This window comes from Chitinophagales bacterium, assembly GCA_019638515.1.
In the GTDB taxonomy this organism is placed as follows: domain Bacteria; phylum Bacteroidota; class Bacteroidia; order Chitinophagales; family LD1; genus UBA7692.
The window spans coordinates 85,742-109,453 of record JAHBTS010000002.1 but is presented as its reverse complement, the minus strand read 5'-3'; the positions used below and the strand labels follow the sequence as shown (position 1 = coordinate 109,453).

Annotated in this window: 18 protein-coding genes; 6 read left to right on the top strand and 12 right to left on the bottom strand. The window is 40.2% G+C overall.

What is annotated here, in order from left to right; all coding sequences use genetic code 11:
- Positions 1–24: 24 nt before the first annotated feature.
- From KF872_03690 to KF872_03680, 3 genes are read right to left on the bottom strand one after another with little or no spacing between them, the layout of a single operon-like run.
- Positions 25–1,695 carry an acyl-CoA dehydrogenase family protein gene (locus tag KF872_03690; protein ID MBX2902636.1) on the bottom strand — a complete coding sequence of 557 codons (1,671 nt, stop codon included), beginning with the start codon at positions 1,693–1,695 and terminating at the stop codon, positions 25–27.
- Between the two features lie 59 nt (positions 1,696–1,754).
- Positions 1,755–2,258 carry a DUF1905 domain-containing protein gene (locus KF872_03685; protein MBX2902635.1) on the bottom strand — a complete coding sequence of 168 codons (504 nt, stop codon included), beginning with the start codon at positions 2,256–2,258 and terminating at the stop codon, positions 1,755–1,757.
- Positions 2,259–2,261: 3 nt separating this feature from the next.
- Positions 2,262–3,605, bottom strand: a complete 1,344-nt coding sequence (locus tag KF872_03680; protein ID MBX2902634.1) for a peptidoglycan synthetase — start codon at positions 3,603–3,605, stop codon at positions 2,262–2,264.
- Positions 3,606–3,690: 85 nt separating this feature from the next.
- On the opposite strand from KF872_03680, the gene KF872_03675 reads away from it, so the two are divergent.
- On the top strand, positions 3,691–4,146 hold the full coding sequence (locus KF872_03675) for an NUDIX domain-containing protein (GenBank protein ID MBX2902633.1): 456 nt from the start codon (positions 3,691–3,693) through the stop codon (positions 4,144–4,146).
- A 4-nt stretch (positions 4,147–4,150) separates the two neighbouring features.
- Here the strand turns inward: KF872_03675 and KF872_03670 are convergent, their stop codons facing one another.
- Positions 4,151–5,611, bottom strand: coding sequence for a M20 family peptidase (locus KF872_03670; GenBank protein MBX2902632.1), 1,461 nt, complete (start codon positions 5,609–5,611; stop codon positions 4,151–4,153).
- Positions 5,612–5,749: 138 nt separating this feature from the next.
- Between KF872_03670 and KF872_03665 the strand changes: the two genes are divergently transcribed.
- Genes KF872_03665 through KF872_03655 form a run of 3 tightly spaced genes read left to right on the top strand, consistent with a single transcriptional unit; the run spans position 5,750 to position 7,671 of the window.
- The gene (locus KF872_03665; GenBank protein MBX2902631.1) at positions 5,750–6,403 is read left to right on the top strand and encodes a phosphopantothenoylcysteine decarboxylase; all 654 of its coding nucleotides are present in this window, start codon (positions 5,750–5,752) and stop codon (positions 6,401–6,403) included.
- 3 nt (positions 6,404–6,406) lie between these two features.
- The gene (locus KF872_03660) at positions 6,407–7,315 is read left to right on the top strand and encodes a DUF4835 family protein (GenBank protein ID MBX2902630.1); all 909 of its coding nucleotides are present in this window, start codon (positions 6,407–6,409) and stop codon (positions 7,313–7,315) included.
- Positions 7,316–7,317: 2 nt separating this feature from the next.
- A complete protein-coding gene (locus KF872_03655) occupies positions 7,318–7,671 on the top strand; it encodes a hypothetical protein (GenBank protein MBX2902629.1) in 354 nt (117 codons plus the stop codon).
- Positions 7,672–7,691: 20 nt separating this feature from the next.
- Here KF872_03655 and KF872_03650 read toward each other — a convergent pair whose 3' ends face one another.
- From KF872_03650 to KF872_03640, 3 genes are read right to left on the bottom strand one after another with little or no spacing between them, the layout of a single operon-like run.
- Complete coding sequence (locus KF872_03650; protein MBX2902628.1) at positions 7,692–8,657, bottom strand: NAD-dependent epimerase/dehydratase family protein; 966 nt, start codon at positions 8,655–8,657, stop codon at positions 7,692–7,694.
- Positions 8,654–9,643, bottom strand: a complete 990-nt coding sequence (locus KF872_03645) for an NAD-dependent epimerase/dehydratase family protein (GenBank protein MBX2902627.1) — start codon at positions 9,641–9,643, stop codon at positions 8,654–8,656. Before KF872_03645 ends, KF872_03650 begins: the two co-directional genes overlap by 4 nt.
- 54 nt (positions 9,644–9,697) lie before the next feature.
- Positions 9,698–10,579 (bottom strand): urea transporter, encoded by an 882-nt coding sequence (locus tag KF872_03640; GenBank protein MBX2902626.1) that lies wholly within the window; start codon positions 10,577–10,579, stop codon positions 9,698–9,700.
- 162 nt (positions 10,580–10,741) lie between these two features.
- Between KF872_03640 and KF872_03635 the strand changes: the two genes are divergently transcribed.
- Positions 10,742–11,218, top strand: a complete 477-nt coding sequence (locus KF872_03635) for a hypothetical protein (GenBank protein MBX2902625.1) — start codon at positions 10,742–10,744, stop codon at positions 11,216–11,218.
- A gap of 47 nt (positions 11,219–11,265) precedes the next feature.
- On the opposite strand, the gene KF872_03630 is transcribed toward KF872_03635, so the two are convergent.
- Positions 11,266–16,563 (bottom strand): T9SS type A sorting domain-containing protein, encoded by a 5,298-nt coding sequence (locus KF872_03630; GenBank protein ID MBX2902624.1) that lies wholly within the window; start codon positions 16,561–16,563, stop codon positions 11,266–11,268.
- A 174-nt stretch (positions 16,564–16,737) separates the two neighbouring features.
- Here KF872_03630 and KF872_03625 point away from each other — a divergent pair, with 174 nt between their 5' ends.
- On the top strand, positions 16,738–19,176 hold the full coding sequence (locus KF872_03625; GenBank protein MBX2902623.1) for an OmpA family protein: 2,439 nt from the start codon (positions 16,738–16,740) through the stop codon (positions 19,174–19,176).
- On the opposite strand, the gene KF872_03620 is transcribed toward KF872_03625, so the two are convergent.
- The 4 genes from KF872_03620 to KF872_03605 are packed head-to-tail and all read right to left on the bottom strand — an operon-like array spanning position 19,169 to position 23,707.
- A complete protein-coding gene (locus KF872_03620) occupies positions 19,169–19,993 on the bottom strand; it encodes an aminotransferase class IV family protein (GenBank protein MBX2902622.1) in 825 nt (274 codons plus the stop codon). The two genes, KF872_03625 and KF872_03620, sit on opposite strands and share 8 nt — an antisense overlap.
- Complete coding sequence (locus KF872_03615) at positions 19,974–21,473, bottom strand: hypothetical protein (protein MBX2902621.1); 1,500 nt, start codon at positions 21,471–21,473, stop codon at positions 19,974–19,976. Before KF872_03615 ends, KF872_03620 begins: the two co-directional genes overlap by 20 nt.
- Positions 21,474–21,479: 6 nt before the next feature.
- Entirely contained in the window at positions 21,480–21,776 is a 297-nt protein-coding gene (locus KF872_03610; GenBank protein MBX2902620.1) for a hypothetical protein, read from the bottom strand.
- A 5-nt stretch (positions 21,777–21,781) separates the two neighbouring features.
- Positions 21,782–23,707: an ATP-binding cassette domain-containing protein gene (locus KF872_03605; GenBank protein ID MBX2902619.1), complete on the bottom strand. Its 1,926-nt coding sequence runs from the start codon at positions 23,705–23,707 to the stop codon at positions 21,782–21,784.
- Between the last annotated feature and the right edge of the window lie 5 nt (positions 23,708–23,712).

The following is a 23,712-nucleotide window of genomic DNA, read 5'->3' as shown; positions in this document are numbered from 1 at the left end:
CGCTTTATTTTTTTTGATTAGAAATCAGTTTATATTTAAAGGAAATGCGCGCTCAAGTATAGCATTGCTATCTATATTGTGAACTATAAACGCACCGTAATTTGTAGCTGTGGGTTGGTTCAATCTAACCTCAATAAATGCTTGGCTTACAAAATTGGGGGAATGTTGTTTCAATAAGCAAGCCTGTACTATCAACATCAACTTTTCGGTTAGCAACCTCGATGTGGCTTCTAAAGTTTGCGGATTAGTGGCAATCAGTTTTTTTAAGATTGCAATGGCTTTTAGTATTACCTCATCGCCTGCTGCCATTTCTGCAAGTTCTTGCAGTATAATTGTTACCATTTCCGGCTCTTTATGCATAGCTCTAAGCACATCTAAACACATAACGTTTCCGGAGCCTTCCCAAATAGAGTTTACGGGAGCTTCTCTATATAAACGAGCCATGATTCCATCTTCTACATAACCATTTCCGCCAAATACTTCCATAGCCTCGGCTGCTAAACTCTCTGCCCGTTTGCAAACCCAATACTTTGCTGCGGGTGTTACAAAGCGCTTCCAGGCTTTGGCAGAATGGCTGGTATCGCCTTGTTCAAAGGCTTCGGCAAGTTTTAGTGAAAGCACTTCTGCGGCTTCACTTTCCAATGCAAAATCTACCAATACATTTTTCATGAGTGGCTGGTTGTACAGCGCATTGCCAAATGCTTTTCGTTTTCTTGCATAGGCAATGGATTGAACAGTAGCTTGGCGGATGATGCCGGTGCTGCCTAACACACAACACAAGCGCGTATAGTTTGCCATTTCTATAATAGTGGGGATACCTCTCCCCTCTTCGCCCATTAAAATACCATAGGCATCTTTAAACTCTACTTCACTGCTGGAATTAGATTTATTTCCCAATTTGTTTTTTAACCGCTGAATTTCTATGGGGTTTTTAGTGCCGTCCGGCCTCCAACGCGGCACGTAAAAACAGCAAATGGCATCTGTGTTGCTAGTGCGGGCAACTACCAAATGTGCATCGCACATAGGAGCAGAAAAAAACCATTTGTGTCCACGAATTAAGTATGCTTTTCCCCTGCCAGGTTCTGCAATGGGTGTGGCAATGGTGGTATTGGTGCGCACATCGGAACCGCCTTGCTTTTCGGTCATGCCCATTCCAATCCAAACAGATTTTTTTTCGGCAATAGGAATATCGCGTTGGTCGTATGCTCTTGAAAGTAATTTATCTTTAAGCAAGTGCCATAGTTCCGGCTCGCGTGCTATGAGCGGAATGCAAGCCAACGTCATGGTGGCAGGACACATTGCGCCTGCTTCTACTTGCGATTGAAGTATAAAGTTAGCTGCAGTATAGCTCCACCTCAAAGGTATATTGCTTTCAAACGGACTTGATATTAACCCATACGATTTACACCAAGAAGAAAAAACATGCCATGAAGGATGAAACTCAACGGCATCTATTCTATTGCCTCTGTTATCGAACGCCTTTAGTACCGGAGTATATTCGTTTGCCAGTTGTCCATTTGCAAAAACTTCTGCAGTGCCTAACACTGCTCCGAACTCAGATAGTTGCTGGGTTGCCCAATCGGCTTTTTTTTGTTGAAAATAATCTTTGAGGACATTATCGGTTGTAAATAAATTATAGTTGGCAAGTTCTGTAAACTGATTTAAAACACGGTGTGTTTCCCAAGAATGTTCCATATTCAGACAATTAAATTTTGAAATGGCAAGGTAGCTTTAAATTCTAAAGTTGCACAATGCTATTTAGCTTTCAATGAACGAATCATTTCGGCATAATTCATATTGCGCGAAAGAGCATCTACCGCTTGCGACAGTCGTTTTGTTTTGGTGGCATCTGTTTTTGCTGACTGAATCCAATTTGAAAAATATCGCTGATGCGATAGCGGTAGTTGAGAAAAATGCTGTAATGCGTTTTCATCAAAACTTAAACACTCTAATAAGTCTGCATCAATTTCAAGTATAGTATTGTCGGCTTCTAATGCAACGGAAACCATAGCACCTTCACGCTTGCCAAGTGCTTTTCGCATGGTTGCGTTTACGGGTAGTATAAAACTTCCGTCTCCCATTGGAAATACAGAAACTGCTGCTAAAACAACTGCATCTAAATTTCCTTTAACCCTGAATATTTTTTTATTGCCGGGTTTTAAAAGTTGTGCATCGCTAGCGGAGATTTCTATATATACCCACCCTGTTTTTTCTCCCTTTTCAGCAAACTTTTCCAATATGGCATTGAAGGAAATCATCCTCTATATTCTGTTTAAATCCATTCCTCCAAAGGTACCGGAACTCATCAATAAAAAGCAAGTGTGCTGCGATTGCTGCTGCGCCTGTAAACGTTCTAGCAGCGCTTCTTTAGTATGCAGTATTTCTATACTTGAATTTTGAAAACCGGCTTTCACTTTTGCACCTTCCAACAGTGTCATATTCTTTAATTTAAAAGCATGCTCGTCTAAAAATACAATTGCCGTATCGGCTGCGTCTAAAGCACCTTTGTATTGGGGAAGAAAGGTTTCGTTTATACTGCTGAAAGTATGCAACTCCAGCACTGCCACCAGTTGGCTATCTGCAAACTGCTCTTTTACGGCTGCAACTGTGGCACGTACTTTTGATGGCGAGTGCGCAAAATCTTTATATACTGTTTTATGGTTGTTTCTGGAAACAAGTTGAAGCCTATTAGCAGCGCCTTCAAAGCTTTTTATGGCTTGGTAAAACACTTCTGAAGTTACGCCCAATGCTGCACACACCAAACGAGCACCTTCTAAGTTCATTAAATTATGCTTTCCAAATACAAGTAGTTCTACCTCGCCTTGTGGTGTAATAAGTTGCGTAGTACCTTGTTCAATTTCGTGCGAAGGTGTTCTGTATGGAAACTGTGCTAAATCACTTCTAAAATCTGTAGAAATTCGCATAAGTTCTTCATCTTCCTCGCACCAAACTAAAGTGCCATTTGGCTCTATACTATTGGTGAATTTTAAAAATTGGTGTACATAACCATCGTACTCAGGAAATACATTGATGTGATCCCACGCAATGCCAGTAATGAGTGCAATATGTGGATGGTAGAACATAAACTTACTTTCGGGTTGCAGAGGCGAAGCCAAATACTCATCGCCCTCTAAAATAGTTATGGGGGCAGTTTCCGACAGCTTCACAGAGGTGTCAAATCCTTTCACTCTGGCACCAACCATATAATCAAATTCAAGCCCTGCAAATTTCAATACGTGCATAATCATAGATGTAACGGTGGTTTTGCCGTGGCTGCCGGCAATTACCACCCTCTTTTTATGCTTTGAAATTTCAAAAACATATTCGGGAAACGACACGATTTTTATGCCTAATTGCTGTGCTTTCAACAGTTCCGGATTGTTTGCCCGCGCGTGCATTCCAAGTATTACCACCTCTATATCGGGCGAAATATTATCTTCATAAAAACCTATACGCTGCGGCAGCAGCCCCTCCTTTTCTAAATTGGTTTTAGCGGGATCGTTTATGGCATCATCGGAGCCTGTAACTTGGTTTCCTTGTCTGGAAAGCACTATGGCTATATTGTGCATTACGGCACCGCCAATGGCAATTAAATGGATTCTCATAAAAACGAAGTAGCACAAAAAAGAAACTTCGTAAGTAACATAGTGTTGATAGCAATTCGCAATTTTTGCACACTATTGAAATAGAATGGAAATAACGCGATTTAATGTTCGGGTATATGGCATACTAAAAAACAGTTTAAATGAAATTTTGGTAAGCGATGAATTGGTAAAAAAAGGTACACTACGCGTAACAAAATTCCCGGGTGGCGGCTTAGATTTTGGCGAAGGTTTGCGCGAAGGTTTGCAGCGTGAATTTATGGAAGAAGCCGGAGTGCATGTTGAAGTGCAATCGCATATTTACACCACCGATTTTTTTGTACCATCTGCTTTTGATAATGATAGTCAAATTATTGCCGTTTATTTTTGGGTAAATTGTGAAGAGTGGCAAAAAATAAAAGTAAGTACTACAAAGTTTAATTTTGAAGCAAAGGAAGGGCAAGATGCAGAATGCTTCAGATGGGTTCCACTAGATACCCTTGCATACGAAAGCCATCTTACGCTGCCAACCGACAAAGCATTGGTGCAGCTAATTACAGCATAGTTGTTTATTTTAAATCTCGCAAGAATGTTTCGTAAAAGGCAATACACTCGGCATGGGCTTTTACTGAAATTCGCTCATTTACTCCGTGTATTTTCGCTACTTCTTCTTTTCCCATCCGTACGGGAAGGAAGCGATATAAATTATCGGCAACTTGCTCAAAATGCTTTGAGTCTGTACTACCAATCATAAGAAATGGAGCTACTTTTGCATCTGGAAAAACTTTGGCTATACTTCTTTGCAGCAACAAAAATCCGGGCGCATCGGTACTGGCATTTTTAGATGGTTCAAACGTAATGCCGAATGGTTTTATCTTTACTGTATCGTTATCTATAATAGCCTTAACTTTCTTAATTACGTCTTGGCTGGTTTCACCTTGCAGTACTCTAAAATTTACTTTGGCACTTGCTTCGCCCGGTACAATATTTTCTTTTACTCCGGCATGTAATACTGTGGGCACTCCGGTAGTTCTAATCATGGCATTACCTTCTATGCTTTTTTGATATTCATCCATGATAAGTCCTTTAAAAATCCACTTATTAGCGAAAACCATTTTTAAAGGCATTTTTAGTTCAGGTCCCACAAAGTCAATAAAATTATTTACTGTAATGCTTACCGTACGTTCAAAAGTATGTTCCTCCAGTTTTGCTAAAGCTGTAATAAGCGTACCCAATGCAGTTTGGCGGGGCGGACGGCTGCTGTGTCCACTTTCCATTTTTACGCTAAGTTCCAAAGTAAGGAATCCTTTTTCTCCGGTTCCAATAAGTGCAAAATCTTCGTTTACACCGGGCACCATACCGTGCGAAACAAGCCCGCCCTCATCTACATAAAATTCAGCATGTACTTTCTTTTGTAGCAGCAGTTCGGCAATTTTCTTTGCACCTTGTTCGCCTCCAATTTCCTCATCGTGCCCAAATGCAAAATACACATCGCGCTCCGGCACAAAGCCCACTTTAAGTAATTTTTCTGCCGCTTCTAGAATTGCAAGCACACTGCCTTTATCGTCTAATGCACCTCTGCCCCATACATAACCATCCTTTATTTCGCCACTAAATGGCGGCACTTCCCAATCAGCCAAATTGATGTCTTCTACAGGTACCACATCCATGTGAGCATACATAATTATGGGTTTTGCAGTATTGTTTTTTCCTTTCCATGTGTACAGCAAACTGTGTTTGTTTACTACTGTTCTGCTCAAATTTTGATGCACCAACGGAAATGAAACCCGAAGCAGTTCATGCAAGCTGTCGAATGCTGCTGCGTCTACTTTTTCGGGTTCATCGTACGATACTGTTTTTATTTGAATGCTTTTGCCTAAGCGCATGGCTGCAGAATCGTCAATTTGAACCGAAACCACTTCTGATGCAGGCACTTTTATTTGCTTACTCTTCAGCATTAGCGTATTAAATAGCAATATACCTATCAATACTAGCAGCAAAAACAAGATGCTCCACATCAATTTTTTCATAACCAATAATTGTATTACAATGATACATTTTTAGCTATTGAAAAAGCAACAACTTTTTTTTGTAAACACCTGCCGCTTTATGTGAAATATGGAATAGAAGAAGTAAATGGAATAGCTACTTTAGCAACTTTAAATTGAATGAAGCAGCCTTTAAATATCTTAATTACAGCCGGCCCCACCCGCGAAGCCATAGACCCAGTGCGCTACATCAGCAATCACAGCACGGGTAAAATGGGGATTGCCATTGCCAATGCCTTTGCCAAGCATTCATGTAAAGTTAATTTGGTGTTGGGATCTACACATTTATTACCTGAGGCGGAAGTAAATGTAACGCATGTGGAATCTGCATTGGATATGTATAATGCTTGTTTATCGGTTTATCCTTTTGTAGACATAGCAATTTTTGCCGCTGCCGTTGCCGATTATACTCCCAAGCATGTTGCAGACAAAAAGATAAAGAAAAGCAGCAGTGAGTGGCAATTGGAGTTGGTGAAAACAACCGATATAGCTTACGAATTGGGAAAGCAAAAAAGAGAACAACAAGTAAATGTTGTATTTGCCCTTGAAACCAATAATGAAACTGAAAATGCACTTGCAAAATTAGAGAAGAAAAATGCCGATTTTGTGGTATTGAATTCTATGCGCGATGCCGGTGCCGGATTTGGACACGATACCAATAAAATTTCAATACTTTTTAAAAACGGATTAACTGCTAATTTTGCTTTGCAAAGCAAACAATCTTTAGCCGAAATTATCGTTAATGAGGCGCTTAAATGCTTTTACAAACAATAAAGAATGACAAAAAAAATACTTGCTTTTCTCTGCTGCATAACTTTGTTTTCGGCAATACGGGCACAAGAGTTAAACTGTAAAGTTTCGGTGCTGGGGCAGCAGATTACCACTGTTGATCAAAGCATTTTTATCAATATGCAACAGCAGATTTTCGACTATATGAATGCCCGTTCGTGGACACAAGAAACTTATGCCGCCAACGAAAGAATTGAATGCAGTATTTTTATTCATATAGAAAGCAGCCCTTCGCAAGATGCCTACAAAGCAACTATTACGGTTGCCAGTTCGCGCCCTGTGCTCAACAGCAGCTATATTACACCTATGCTGAATTTTATTGATAAGGATTTTATTTTTAATTATTCACCCGGGCAGCCATTGGAATTTAATGCCAACAACTACAATGGTAATTTATCGGCTGTGCTTTCTTTTTACGCTTATTTAATAATTGGTTTAGATGCCGAAAGTTTTGCAAAAGGTGGTGGCACCAAGTATTTTACTATTGCAGAAACTATTATGAATACCGTACCAAACAATGCACCGGAATCTAAAGGCTGGCGTCCATTTGACGGTATAAGAAACCGCTATTGGATTGTAAACAACTTAATGAGTGGAAAGTACGATGAGTATAAAGAAACAATGTATAAGTATCACTTCCTTGGCATAGATCAATTTTATGAGAAGCCGGAAGTTGCCAGAACCAATATTACTGCTGCCATAGAAGGTTTGGAAAGAATTGCCCGCGAGAATCCCAACAATGTTTTGCTGAATATGTTTATGCAAGCAAAGAGCGATGAACTTACCGGAATTTTTACCGGAGCACCACAAAACGAAAAAACAAAAGCCGTGGTTAGTTTGCGAAAAATTGACCCATCAAACGCATCTAAATACGATAAAATTCTCCGCGGAAATTAGGAATGGAGCAAGATGTTATTCGTAAAATAAGGCAAACAGAAAACCAACATATTCTTCTGTGGCTCATAAAGGATACTTGTTGGGTGCTCGATTTTAAATGGGGCGGCATGGCATTGATTTTGCCTACACTATTGGTGGCTATGTATATTACATGGAAGTGGCGGATGTACCGCGCAGAGTTGTTTCACAATATTGCTATTTGCTGCTGGATTTCTGCAAATATTACATGGATGATTGGTGAATTTTACTTCAACGATTCCACACGCCCAATAGCTACGGTGTTTTTTGCAATGGGATTGTGCAGTATTGCCTATTATTATTTGGTTGAAAAATTGCTGCTAAAAAAAGCTGGTTGATATACTGCCTTTTTTAAGGTCTATTTTGTTTCAGCAACTTGTTTTTCTATCCACCAATAAAGTTGCTCTATACCATATTGTAAAGGCAAAGTGGGTTGCCAATTCAATTCTCTTTGTATGAGTGAATTATCGGAATTTCGTCCATTTACCCCGGTGGGACCTTCAATATTTTTTATGCTTAATTCTTTTCCCGAAATTTTAATAATCATGTGTGCCAAATCATTGATAGATATCAACTGATTAGAGCCAATGTTCAACACCTGCCTGCAATCGGAGTCCATTAGTTTTCTAATGCCGGTTAAGCACTCTTCAATATAAAGGAAACTGCGGGTTTGGTTACCGCTGCCCCAAATTTCGATACTGCTGCCATTGGCTGCCATTGCCACTTTGCGGCAAAGTGCTGCAGGGGCTTTTTCGCGGCCGCCTTTCCAAGCCCCTTCGGTGCCAAAAACATTGTGGAGGCGTGCTATGCGCACCTTCATTTTTTCGTTGCGATGAAATGCTTGAAAGAGTCGCTCGCTAAAGAGTTTTTCCCACCCATAATCGCTATCGGGGTTTGCAGGATACACAGAATCTTCTCTGCAATTGGGATTGGCGGCATCAAGTTGGTTATGCTCCGGATACACACATGCCGAGGATGCAAAGAAAATAGTTCCGTTTTTTTGTTTTGAAAACTCATGAACCACATTCAAATTGATGAGTGCGGAATTATACATTACTTGTGCATCATTTTCGCCCGTAAAAATATATCCTGCACCGCCCATGTCGGCTGCAAATTGATATACTTCATCGAAAGTGGAATTAAAAACGCGAGCCACAAACTGCGGATCTTTTAAATCGCCCAACAAAAACTCATCGGCAGCAGAGGGTGAAAACTCCGGCAATTTTATATCTGCTCCAATTACATGAAACTGTTCTTTTTTTAACTGTTTTACTACATGGCTGCCAATAAAACCTCCGGCTCCTAACACTAATGCCCGCTTCATTTATAGTATGTTTTATACCAGTTTACAAATTCGGTTAAGCCTTTCTTTAAATCGGTGCCGGGTGTAAAACCAATGGCACCTTTTATGGCGCTTATATCTGCAAATGTTTTAGGCACATCGCCTTCCTGCATGGGCAAATGGCGTATAATTGCTTTTTTGCCAATTATGGTTTCCAAAGTTTGAATAAAGTAATTTACGCTTACAGGTTGGTGATTACCAATATTGAAAATTTTGTAAGGAACGCCTTGTTCTTGATCGGGCAACAGATGCAGCGTTTTTTCTACTGCTGCTACTACGTCAGAAACATAAGTAAAGTCGCGTTCTAAATTTCCATCATTAAACACATCTATGGCTTCATTATTTAAAATGGCGCGTGTAAATTTAAAGTACGCCATGTCAGGTCGCCCCCAGGGTCCGTACACGCTAAAAAAACGCAATCCGGTACATGAAATTTTAAATAGATGGCTGTAAGTATATGCCATCAATTCATTAGCTCTCTTTGTGGCTGCATAAAGACTTATTGGCTTATCTGCAACATCACTTTCGGCAAACGGAACCTTTGAATTGGCTCCATAAACAGAACTGGAAGAAGCAAATACCAAATGCTGGATATTGTAGTTGCGGCAACATTCCAGCATATTTACAAAACCTGAAAGATTACTATCTGCATACGTAAGCGGGTTTTGCAATGAATAACGTACACCTGCCTGTGCTGCCAAATGTACCACAGCATCTGGCTTAAAGGTTTCAAACAAGGAGCTTAGTCGGCCAAAATCGCTCAATTCAACTTTTTGAAATTCAAAACTCGGCAGCGCCTCCAATAATTTCAAACGATTTTCTTTTAGTGAAACATCGTAGTACGTATTCAAATTGTCTATACCCAACACAACAGTGCTACTTTGCAGTAATTGCTTACTTACATGGAACCCTATAAAACCTGCCGCTCCGGTTACTACTACTCTTTGAATATGATTCAAACGTTTCATGTTTTGCAATGATAAAATTTATACAGACTATTTGCACCAATTGCATCATTCAAATTACTTGCTACTGCTTATTTGCGGTTTAAGCAGTAGTGTAATCCATGTTCCTGCTACAAATGGAAATGTAAACACGCCCCCCACTATGGCAAAAACATTCCAATCAACCAAAAGGTTGTTCAGCGCAATGGTAATTAGTACGCCTACTACAACCCAAAGGGCGTGCTGTTTGGTGTTCCCGGCAAAAACTAAGGCGGTTAATACGGCATTAAAACCAAATAAGCCTGCTTGAACCGTTTCAATATCTTGTCCCCAAGCTAAGGAAAGTAAAGCGCCCAGCAGCGATGCCGCCAAGCCATAGAGCGCTGCAATTTTATTGCCAATAAACACTGCTATAAAAAACAAGAGACTCGGTATAAGCCCAACTTGGAAAATAACTTCGCCATAGCCATTCAACACCATTAGTAAATAAGTATTGTCTAAAGGTGTTTCGGATGGTAAAGAATTCTGTGCCGGAGCAAATGCTGCATTGTGCAACAACCACACCAATAACCATGTAATGGCAATAAAAGGGAATGTATATACAGGAATTTTGCGAACAATAAAAAAGTGCTGCAATACCGCAGCAAAGGCGCTTCCTCCAACTATAATTAACCAAACTAATGGTGATGCTTCAAATAGAAAAACTAGCGCTACTCCTACCAATGCGGGACTAAAACCATATAAACCTGCATTTATTTCGCTGTTGCTGTATTGAAGCAATTTAGCGGTAATAGCGCCAATTAGGGCAGCCAGCAATGCAGCTGCGCCATACTGCCAACCTCCTATAAACAAACCTGCCAAAAACAGTAGTCCTGTATAGCTGTTTTCTTGTAACATAATTTGCCCAACACCTTTTAAAACTGCGTTTGCCAACGGAATTTTATCTAAAAGTTTCTCCATAGTAGTTTCAACTTACTTAAGGTTATTTGAAGTGAGGCAAAGCAACAATATTTTAAGCAACCACAGCTATTGCAAAAATCTTTAATGGAGCATTGTGAATTTTCACACCGAAAATTCTACTTTCGTACGTTCCTATTTAAAAATGTATTTTTTAGAAAGTAAATGAATAACAGAAATAACGTTTTTGCATTAGTGCCGTTGGCTACGTTGCTGGTTGCCATGAGTGGTTTGTTTATGATTCATTCTTGTGAAAAGGAAGAAGAAACAACTAAAATATATGAGCCGATTACAGTGGTTCAGCCAGATTCTGTGGTGGCAAAAATTAAGCAAAAAGAAGGCTTGCCGCTCGAAATTAAATTTGTTACCGATCGCCCGATTGTGTATGCTTTAGGTTTATTCTCCATTGATTCAACCAATCTAGGGCAATTTGATGTAAACAACAGCGATACTATCTTCAGGATTTTCGATTCCATTCCAAAAGAAAATAAGAAAACCTATTCAGGTGAATTTAAAATTGATAGCTCAAAAGCCGGACAAAAAGTACGCGTTAAAATCATGATGCAAGCATTAGGTAATTCTGGTGTGCCGGAGCCCACGCATTACTTTGAAAAATATTTGCGTTTTGATGTGGTAAAGTAACCACACAAAGTTTTACGCTTCTTGTTGTTTCTTCTTGTTAGGCATTTTTAATACACTACTAATTTTTTACTGTGTTTACTGTCGCTGGTGGTGATGGCAACAATGTAGTTTCCTGCCACAAGTTCATTGATGTCGAAATAATACAAGTGCGAGCCTTTGGTGAAAGAAACTAATCCTTGTTTGGCCACTTTACCCATCATATCAATAAAAGTAAATTGAGCATCCATATCGCTATCGGTTGTAATGTTTATTGCAGTTGAATTCTTTGCAGGGTTGGGTGTAAAATCTCCAATCTCTAAAACGCCACCATGATTGCGAATTTCGGCAGAAGCAATTGGGCTAAATTCAGAGTCTCCATCAAAGTCAATTTGCTTCAAACGGTAGTAGTATCGGATGTTAGCATCAATGGTTTTATCATCGTAGCTGTATGTTTTGGTTTCTGTGGTATTGCCATTACCATTTACCCATCCTATATTGTTAAAGTCTAAACCATCTGCCGAACGGTGAATTTCAAAACCCATATTATCTATCTCTGTTTCTGTAACCCATTTAAGGCGAATAAACTTATTCTCAATAGGTTTAGCTTCAAACAAGGTTAATTTCACAGGTAGTGCGCTGCCTCCTTCATTCCCAATTCCAAATTCAGAAAAGGAGGTTAAAGTATTTAATGCGGTGTTTAAAGAAGAGATCAATCTAAGTGGATCGCCAAGTGCAGGCAATAATCCGCCACCTTTTCCCCAGCTGCTTACCGAACTTCCTCTTGGGCGCTTCAATAAACCGAATTTGCCATCTACTAATCCCGAAAAGTTTTGGGTTGAAACTGTTACATTGTAAGAACCCAATATCGGTTGTGCATTCGGTTCTACTCTCCAGATTCCTTCGGGCGATAGGTTTTGTGCATTCATATCATTATCGCTGAAATTAATACCTGCTTTAGTATCTTCTGGTACAGAATCAAATTCCACACATACATAACTGGTTCCCACCAAAAGATTGTTTTTAAGTTCAAACCAATATTCACCTTGCTGCCCGCTTCTACCTACACTCCATCGGTATGTTTTTCCCGATTGGCCAATATATCGGCAAAATTGCCCTATTACAAAACTATTATTGCTTCCGCCTGTTACAGAGGTGTGCTCATTATTGCTAAGCATTATGGTGTCTCTTCCCATATCAATACAGCCATTCTGTAAAGCAATGGAGTTAAGCACATCCACTCTTCCTTCTGCAATAAATGCAGGGCTAATACCCGATGAATTATTGAATACTACATTCTGATATTCTATACCATCGCTGCCTCTTCCTCTACTAGTTGCAAGCACTTGCTGTGCTGTTCCATTCAGGTAAATGGTAGATGCCTGTGCAGAGGTTATTTTGCCGTAATTCATTGGTGGTTGGTTACGCACTATGGTGCCGCCTAAGAATAATTTTGCATTTCCTGCCAAGTCTATTTTTACGGTATTTTGAGCAGATGCATCTAATTGAATATCTTTTACAATAGTTAGCTGCCCGCTATTGTGGATATTTAAGGATGCCACTCCCAATTCATTACTCATTTGCAATAATTGGCATGCAGAGGTTCCGGACACTGTAACTGTTTTCCCTGAAATAATTGCCGTGTCGTTAATGCCCGGATAGCCGTTGCCGCCATTGCAATTCCCTGCCCAAGTAGTGGCTACATTCCATTCGCCCGAATTGATGGCAACACAGCCTGAATATGGGAAAATGTGCTTTATCTGCATGGTGTCGCGTGCTTCGCAATTGCCTTTGGTAACTTTCCACTCTAGCAAGGCTTCGTTTCCAACCAATACGGTTACATTGCTATTTTTTGAAGATGGTGAAGCAATACTTGCTGTTCCGCTTACTAATGTCCACAATCCGGTAGCGCCTGATGCCGGTGTGTTTGCAGCCATTACAAAAGTAGAAGAGCCATTTACTCTAGTAATATCTGCACCTGCATTGGCAGAAACAGATGCTACTGTATTACTTAAAACTACATTATCGGAGGTGGAGCCACAAGATCCGTTGGTGATTGTCCATTTTAAAGTTGCAGAAGTACCCGTAACTGTAACCAACGAAGTGGGTGAAGTAGGCGCGGTTATTACTGCAATGCCACTTACTACGCTCCATGTACCGGAACCAATAACAGGCGTATTGGCAGCCATAGTAAACAATAAGCTATTGCAGTTACCAATATCCGCTCCGGCATTGGCAACAGTGGCGGCCTCAGGTTGTGTAATGTTGGCACTTTTCTCTAAAGTACAACCTTTGCTATCTGTAATGGTTACTGAATATGTTCCTGCCGGGCGACCACTAATATTGGCAGTAGTAGCTCCAGTACTCCAAGCATAAGTGTAAGGCGCAGTGCCGCCAGATACGTTTTGTGCAATAGCACCATTACTACCACCATTGCAACTAACATTGGTTACATTTAGTGTTGATGCCAACACAGCATTGGGCTGCGTAATGGCTGCAGCGGTTATGGCAGGTGTGCAGCTATGCGCATCGTGTACAGTAACACTGTAAGTGCCGGGTGCTAAGTTTGTTATATTTTGAGATGTAGCACCATTACTCCATGTAAAAGTATAAGGAGCTGTGCCTCCACTAATAGCTAATGAAACACTTCCATCTGCTGCACCTTTACAACTTACATTGGTTGGTGTTGCCACCACCGAAAGTACTGCGGGTTGTGCAATTGCTATAGAGCCTGCTTTGGTACAAGTTTTGTTGTCGCGCACTGTAACGGTGTAAGTACCAACCGCTAAGTTTGAAATCGTAGCATTAGTAGAGCCATTACTCCATGTATAAGTATATGGGGCAACTGTTCCGGAGCCTGCAACCGTTGCAGTTCCGTTAGTTAAACCTCTGCAAGTAATATCGGTTTTGGTAAAGCCCACCACTGGTGGTTGGTTTACAGTAACTGTAAGTTGCGAAGAAGAAATGCAGGTACTTGTAAATGAAATATCATCTAATCCAAAATCGTTTCCTCCGGCAATAGTGTTGTCGTTTATAATCGCTATTTGAGCTGAGGTGTTTGAGCCTGAATACCATGTAGCAGTAAACTTATCCCATCTACCCACTGTTGTTGAAGCAACTATATTAGGACCAAGCACCACTCCATTTATCTGAAACCGCAAGTTGGCAGGATTGGCAGGGTTCACAGATGAGATGTAAGTAGAGAAATTATAGGATGTATTGGGTTGCACCAATATAGTTTGTTTCCAAACTGCTTGCCCTGCAATAACGGCACCGTTTATTATCATAAAGTTGCCACTGCCACCTCTACCTTTTCCTGCAAAATTGGGATGGTAGTCTTTAGCATCCGCATCTATGGCATATCGTCCTTCGGGGTATAAACCTTTTCCTCCCACTGCATTATTATCGGTTTCGCTCACAAATCCGTAAGCTCCGGTAAAGCCCGTATTGCTTAAACTAAAATCTCCGTTTGTAACCAAATCGTTTGTGCTGGCAATAGTAGATACGGTATAAGTTGTAGTTGAAGTAGGATTAGCAATTGGGTTGGCAATATTAGAAGCGCTTAAACCCGTAGATGGCGACCAACTATAAGACAATGCACCACTCGCTGTAACTTGAATGCTACTGCCACTACAGATTACAGGTGCTGCGGGACTAAATGAAATATTTACAATCGTATTAGAAATTGTTACAGTCTGCACTGCCGTATTGCTTTGTCCATCTGTTACCGTTACTGTATAATTTCCAGAGGTTAAATTCGAAATGTTTTGTGTGGTTTCGCCTGTGTTCCAACTGTATTGATATGGAGCTTTTCCTCCACTCGGATTTGCTTGTGCCGCACCGCCACTTGCAATATTGCAGGCACTTAAACTTGCAATATTTACTGCTAATGGAAGGTAAATGGTATCGTTGTGGGTAATGGTACAACCATTATTATCTCGCACCGTTACCGAATAACTACCTGCTGCCAATCCTGTTCTGTTTTGGCTTGAAATACCATCGCTCCATGTAAAATTGTAAGGAGCGTCTCCTCCGTTTGGTGTAATAGCAATAGTACCATTGCTACATAAACCGCAAGTGCTGTTTGTAGTAGTAGAGTTTACTGTAAAACTCGATAGAGAAAGTGAAACATCGCTACTGCTAGATGTACAAGAGTTGCTTAATGTCCAACGTAGTGTAGCCGCAGAACCGCTTGTAATAGTAACCACCGCAGTAGGAGATGAAGTATTGCTTATAGTAGCGGTACCGCTTACAACAGTCCAAACTCCGGTAGCACCGGAAACTGAATTTGCAGACATTGTAAATGAGCTTGAGCCATTGCAACTTGCCTGATTGCTTCCGGCATTGGCACTTATGGGCGAACAATAGTTAGAAGAACAATTTCCGGGAGCCGCCCCTGCAGTATCGCTTGGCGTAAAAGCAGTTCTAACTACAGAATTATGGGGACTTGAATTTTGGTTGTCGAATTTTTTTGAGCCCCCACCGGAAACTTGTACATCGTAAAAGTTAATGCCTCCACCATCGCTCCCAAAGCTACTTGTGTTAGTAGTGGTTCCCGTAAAATAGTATTTGCCTGAACCTTTAACAGTAGCAGCATTTTGAAAATGCACGCCTCTTACTTCTCCATTAGACGTTTGCGTAAAAGTTCCTCCATTAAATTGCACGGCAGAAGATCCACCCGCAACCCATATTAAACCCTTATTGGTAGTTGAGGAACCTGTATTGGTAAAAGACAAAGCCACCAAACGGCAGTTATTTACAAAAGTGCCTCCCGTAACAGCAAAAGCATTTACTGCCACTAACAAGCCACTATTTGTAAAAGAACCTCCGGTAGAGATATTGTTTGAAAAACGTGCAATATTGTTATTAGTAAAAGTATTGCCCGATGGCACCGATAAATCGCCAGCAAAATATATTTTACCATTATTGACAATACTGGAATTGTTGCCTAATGTAGTAGATGATGCAAAGTGCATCGTACCATTTGAACTGTTTACAATATCTAAATCGTTATTAAAAGTAATGCCTCCCGTAAAATTTACAGTACCGTAGTTGTTTATCTTAGCACCCGAAGATGGCGTAAATGCAGGTAAGTTGGCCGTGCCATACACATCAATAGTTCCTTCGAAGTTTTTAATTTCCGATGGAGAAAATGTAGCTCCGGCAGCAACACAAATTCTACCATTTGACTTTATTTTGGTAATTTTTCCTGTGAATGTACCTCCTATAAAACATAGTTTTTTGTTGTTATCTACCGACCGATTAGTGCCATTGCTGCTGTTTACGGTAGTGTTACAACCCGAACATTGGGCATAAATGCAAGCCACATTAAATGCTAGCATTACCAATAGGGAGAGAAATTTTTTCATGGTAAGGATAGTTTTCCTCCCGTTCTATACTGATTTTAACTAAAAATGTTGCAGTTGTGGAACAAAAAGTTAGTATTCAGGACTTCCTGTTCTAAAAAAAATAAATATGAGTGCTTTGTTTTGGCAAATGTATCCATAGTGTATCTTTGTTAAAATAATCCAAATTACATCCTTATGAAAAAGGCACTACTCATTCTTTCTACCATCATACACCTTACGCCAATCGTGGGATTTTCTCAATACTTTCTTGGTTTACGCGCCAGCCAATATGGCGGTGTTACCAATGTAGGTTTTAATCCTGCCATTGCAGGCGATAGGCATCGTTTCGATATGACATTGATTGGGCTAGGCGTTTCGGCAGGTAACAACTATGTAGGTATCGATCCTAAGGTTTTCTTGAAGAAGAACTATATAAATTCCGATGTAGATTTTCAAGAAACATACTTAAAAGAAAGACTCAACGGAAAAAATAAAAACGTGTATGCCGCACTCCAAGTACAAGGCCCACTTTCATTCATGTTTACTTTCGGAAAAAAGAAAGAAAATCATAAAAATGCCATTGCCGTTACTTGGAATATCAACCACGTTACCAATATTGATAATGTAAGCCAAAAACTTGCACGTGTATCGTATTGGGGCGTGGGAAATAAAGCAGATTCAATAGAGCCATTTAATTACCAAAGAATAAAAGAGGGCGATTTAAGTGCTCAAACTATGACTTGGGTAGATTATAGCTTTACATACTCGCGCGAGGTTTACAATAAAGGCGACCATTATGTAAAAGTTGGTGGCACACTTAAATTTATTCAAGGTATAATTAGCGGCAATGCAGTTTTAAGAAATGCAGATATTCGTTGGCAGAACTACGATACACTTTCTATTTACAACACATCCGGAGTTTTAGATGTAAACTCGGTAGCTCCTACCACTAAAGAATATTTTGAAAAAGATCGTGGCGATAATGCTGGGCAATATGTAAAGGATGCATTTAAACTATTAGATGGAGGTTTTTCTGCTGCCGGAGATTTGGCTGCTGTTTACGAATGGCGGCCACAACGCGATAAATACCTATACAAAATGGATGGAAAAGAGTGGTACGATATAGGTAAAAGTTTATACACCATTCAAGCAGGCTTTTCTATGACCGATTTAGGCAGGGTTCGTTTTAAACGTTCAGAGTATAGCTATGAATTTAATGTAAACAAGCAAGATTGGTATGTTAATGATTTCAAGGCCAACGATGGATTGCAAAGCATTGGCGACACCATTCGCTTAACACCCGGATTTGATATAGTACAATCACAAAAAACAAAACCTACTTATACCATGTGGTTGCCAACACGGTTCAATTTTTGGGTAGATTACAATCCATTTCATTTCTTCGGCATACACGCATTAGCAAGTGTGGCACCGCGCATGAGCCGCGATAATAGTGTTCACCATATCACCACATTTACCTTTACACCGCATTTAGACTGGACTTATTTTGGGTTTTACCTACCTGTTTCGTACGATATGCTTGGAAATGTAGGACTTGGAACTACATTAAGAATTGGTCCGCTCATTGTAGGTACAAGTGATCTATTGGGCTTAATGGGAGCCAAAAAATTCATGTATAATGGAGATGTACACGTGGCGTTGAAAGTGCCGATACTTGCACGCAAACACCGCGATCGCGATAAAGATTTTGTATCAAACAGAGAAGATAAATGTAAAAAAGAAAAAGGAAGCTGGGAAGCCCGCGGTTGCCCAGATCGCGACAATGATGGTATTTTAGATACAGAAGATAAATGCCCAGATGTACCCGGTCCGCGTACAACACAAGGCTGTCCGGATCGCGATGGCGATGGCGTGCTGGATATGAACGATAGTTGCCCCGATGAAAAAGGCGTGGTAGAATTACATGGCTGCCCGGATATGGATAGTGATGGCGTAGCCGATAAAGATGATGAGTGTCCGGAATTGGCAGGTGTTGTTGCTTTAAAAGGTTGCCCGGATCGCGATGGCGATGGCGTACCTGATAAAGATGACACGTGTGTAGATGTACCTGGCGATCCTGCTCACAAAGGTTGCCCCGATAGCGATGGCGATGGCTTGTACGACAATGAAGACGATTGCCCTCGCGAAGCCGGACCAAAAGAAAATAAAGGCTGCCCTTACAAAGATACCGATGGCGATGGCGTATTGGATAAAGATGATGAATGTCCAACAACTTTTGGAGATAAATCCAATAAAGGCTGTCCTAAATTGGCGAAGAAAGAGTTGGAAATAATTAAGTACGCATTTGAAAATTTAGAGTTTGAAACTGCCAAAGATGTTATTCGCCCAAGCAGTTTTATTTCGCTGAATGGATTGGCAAAGTTATTGGTAGATAAACCAACCTATGGATTGACAATAGAGGGACACACCGATAGCGATGGCGATGAACAAAAGAACCTTGTATTGTCGCAAAAACGTGCAGAAGCTGTAAAACGCTACTTAATCGGAAAAGGTGTAGATGGTGCCAAACTTGAAACCGAAGGTTTTGGCGAAACCAAACCTATTGCCGATAACAAAACCAAAGAAGGTAAACAGAAAAACCGTAGGGTAGAAATGAAGATAGTGTTTAAATAAGCAGCTGTTTGTTTAATGCTCTTGTAATCCTTTCTGCCAGTAAAGATTGATAAGAAGTGGCAGCAATTTTTGCCACACTTTGTATTCCTTTCGAAGCATTTGTGAAAAACACTTCTTGTGCATTCAAGAGTGCTTCGGGAGGAATATTTTTTTCTACCACATTTACTCCTAAAGAATGTATAATCTCCATTGCTACATGGCGCATTACACCACTAACACAGCCAGAACTTAGTGGTGGAGTAACTACGCATCCATTTTTTTCAACCATAAAAATATTCGAACTCGATGCTTCGCACACAAAGCCTTGTTCGTTCAGTAAAATTATATCGCACCATTGCTGCGCTGCTGCTTCCAGCGAAGCCATAACATGCAACAAGGCACTGGACGATTTTATATTTCCTAAAAAGTGGGTAGATTTAAAATATCTAGAACTGATCCCAACTCTATTCACTGAATGGCAATGGTAGCGCAACACACTATCGTTTTCTACCTCAATTACAAATCCGGCTTTATGACTTAATGGCAAATAGCGCCCCTCGCCCACTCTATAAAATTGAATCCGAACTCTACCATTTTCAACCATGTTTTTTTTCAATAGCTTTTCAACTTCAGCAGCTAAATTAAAGGCTGAAAGTTCCATTTGTAGGGTATTTGTATTCCGTTCAATTCTACCGATATGGCTTTCTGAAAATGCAATGGAGCCATTGAAAATCCGCATACTTTCAAAAAAGCCATCGCCCATGCGCAATCTGTTATGCGCAGAAAATATTGCAGCATCTTCTGCCATTAACTCACCATTAAAGTTGATATACTGCATAGCTATTGTTTTGCAAAATGGGTTGAAGTGAATCTATCTTTACCGATGAAAAAGTAAGCAGATGCGTTACCCCTTCTTGCTTTAAATGCTGCAACTGCTGTAAGTTTAAATGGCTGAAGTTATAGTTGGCTTTCTGTTGTAATGCAAAGCCTTTTACACCGTCATTTGCTGTAATTCCATACACTTCTTGCAGCCTTCGGTACCATTCTCCCACAAATTGTTTGTTGCGTACATTTGCCTTAAATTCCACATAGCTGCTGCGTTTTCCCAACCATTTGAGTTCTGTATTTTCAAATGGCTGAATAAACACCGCCTGCACCGGAGTTTCAATTTCAATTTGTTTGCAAATGGCAACCATATCTGCATCTCCATGCCAAAATAAAGCCTGTTTGCTATTGATGTTTTTAAATGCAAATGCAAGTATCACTAAGAATGCAGTTACACCTAATGCCGCCAGCCTTCTTTCGCTAAAACGTACTACCAAAAAAGAATGCAGCCATTTCGCCATTGCTACTACACCAAAAAACTTTATCCATTGCGCTACCTTGTAAAATTGAAAATTTGCAACAGGAATAAAGTGCAATACATCGGTAAACAAAGCGTATATCAATATGCCTACTAGCCCCAAAACTATCCAAAAAGAAAGCTGAGTATATTGATGGAAAAACAACGTTGCTGCTGCCATGCCAAGCAGAAAAGTAGCTGCAATTTTATGAATGGGAAATTCACTGAAAATAAAATGGTGCGGATGCCTAAACAAGAATAAAATAGAAAACAAATCCGTTGAATTTATTGAGCTTTGTGCATTCGATTTTGCCATAAACAGCAATAGCATAAACACTCCCGCAGTGAGCAAATACAGCGCAATTGCAAATACAACTTTGGGTTGAATCTGTTTGGTTTTCCTCCAGTTATATAAAGAAAAAGCAACCATGCCGAAAAACACATTTAAGCCTTCCAAAGGTTGAATGATACTGGCAACTGCCAACAATAAAAAAGCAATTGTATTGTACTGCTTTGCATAAAAATAAAAACACCATACAATTATTGCTGCGGCAAGGTTGCTTGCTTGGAAAGAGGCAGTCCAAACTTCATTATTACCAATGCCATAATCGTTTAGCACAACAAGCGAAATTGCCACAGCTAACATGGCAATAAACAAACTTCCGGATAGCAATGTTGCTAACCGCAATAAGCCTGCAAACAAAAGCAGCGATGTGGCAATATGAAAAACAATATTCCACCATGCTATATTATCTATAAATGGAAGTAGTACAGATGCCATTACCGTCCGTTCATTTGGCAACGAAGCGTGTAATCCTTGAATAAAAAAATCGTGCGTGTAAAATTGTTGATGTGCTAAGTAATAGGAATAGGGCAGCAATTCAACTTGATCGTTGTAGCCAAACTCATAACCAAATTTTATGGTTAAAAGCAGCAACAGCACTGCCATAAATAAAAAGGAGAAAAAAGCCCGCATGTGCGGCTAAAATAAACTGGTTAAAGCATAAACCAGCAGATTTATTAAAGGCATGGCGATACAAAATAAACTCCAACGTAGTTCATCATTAAAATAAGTACTCCAAGCAGAAAATATACCGGTAAGAACCACAGCAGGAAAACTAATAATGGCAATGTAGTTTATCCACTCTATCGCAGAGCCGCTTAGCTCGCCCTTACGAATAAAGGGGCTGTTAAATGCCAAAAATGAAGCAGGTAGCACCAATAAGGTGTATGCAACACTCGAAATTATTAGTGTAAAAAATAACTTTCTTTTAGTCATGCTATTTATGCTTCAATAAGTTGCGCAGTGGCCTCCCAATTTTGCATCTGTGCTGCCAACTCCTTTTTTAAATCATCATATTTCTTAAAAAAATCTTGGTTGCTCTGCAATTTCTGAAACTCTTCCGGGTCTTGCAATTTCTTTTCGGCATCGGCAACCTGCTTTTCTAGCTCTGCAATTTTAGACTCTATTTTTTGCAGTGCCATTTTTAGCTTTTTATCGTCTTGCGGTTTACTCTCTTTCGCTTTGTTCTCGGCAGGTTTAGACTTTTCTTGCTGCTTAGCTTTGGCTTCTTTTTCGGCTTCCCAGGCGCGCATATCTTCCGCAGCTTTTTTATCTAAGAATTCATTTATGCTTCCTAAGTGTTCGTTGATGCCATCTTTGGTGAATTCAAAAATTTTATTGGTAAGCCCTTCTAAGAAATCTCTATCGTGGCTAATTATCAATACCGTTCCTTCAAAGTTATTGAGGGCATTTTTCAAAATTTCTTTTGAAAGCATATCTAAGTGGTTGGTGGGCTCATCTAGTACCAAAAAATTTCTTGGCTCCAATATCAATCGGCAAAGTGCTAGTCTTCCTTTTTCGCCACCGCTCAGCACTTTTACTTTTTTGTAAGCATCATCTCCTTTAAAAAGGAAAGCGCCCAGTAAGTCGCGCAATTTGGTTCTTATATCGCCAACGGCTACTCGATCAACAGTTTCGAGTACGGTGTCGTTAGGGTCCATACTGTCGGCCGCATGTTGGGCGTAGTAGCCAATAGTTACATTGTGGCCTAAAGTAATGGTGCCGCTGTTGGCAGTTAAATCATTTACTAATATGCGCGAAAAGGTAGTTTTTCCCATGCCATTTTTGCCAAGGAAAGCAACTTTTTCGCCTCTGTTTATTTCTAAGCTTTGGTTGTTTATTACTATTTTTTCTCCGTACTTTTTGGTAATGTTTTCTGCGGTTAAAACCACTTTGCCCGATGCCTGTGCCGGAGGAAAACGCAAGTTTATTGCTGCTACATTTTCTTCTTCTACTTCTATGCGCTCCATTTTATCGAGCTTTTTAATGAGCGATTGAGCGAAGGTGGCTTTAGATGCTTTGGCTCTAAAACGCTCTATGTTACGCTCTATTTGTGCAATTTCGCGCTGCTGGTTTTTAGCGGCATTAGAAACTTGCTCTCTGCGCTCTGTACGCAACACTGTATATTTGGTGTAAGGCACGGGATAGTCTTCAATATCGCCACTCACAACTTCTATGGTGCGATTGGTAATATTGTCTAAGAAAGTTCTATCGTGGCTTACCATCATAATGGCTCCGGGATAGTCCTTCAAAAATTTTTCGAGCCAGATTACAGACTCAATATCTAAGTGGTTGGTAGGCTCATCTAACAAAACCAAATCTGGTTTTTGCAACAAAATTTTGGCCAGTTCAATACGCATTTGCCAACCTCCGCTTAGTTGGCTTACATTCTTTTCAAAATCGGCTTGGTCGAAACCTAATCCTTTAAGTACGCGTTCGGTTTGTTCATCCATACCATACGCATCATGAATTTCTAACTGATGCTCTATTTCCTGCATTTCGTTAATCAACTCCATGTATTCATCGCTTTCGTAGTCGGTACGGGTTTCTAGTTCATGTACCACTTTATCTTTGCGAGTAAGCATTGCTAAAGTTTCTTCAAAAGCGCGTTTGGTTTCGTCTATTACCGAAAGTTTAGACTGTGAGTTTATTTCTTGCGGAAGGTAACCTATGATGGTTCCCTTGGGATACATAATATCGCCACCGTCAATTTGCTGCACGCCTTTCAACACTTTTAGCAGTGTAGATTTTCCGGCACCATTTCTTCCAACTAAGCCAATTTTATCGTTTTTGTTGATGAGGAAACTTATTTCATCAAACATGGTTCTTCCACCAAAAGCAAGGAAAACATTAGATATAGCAATCATAAGCG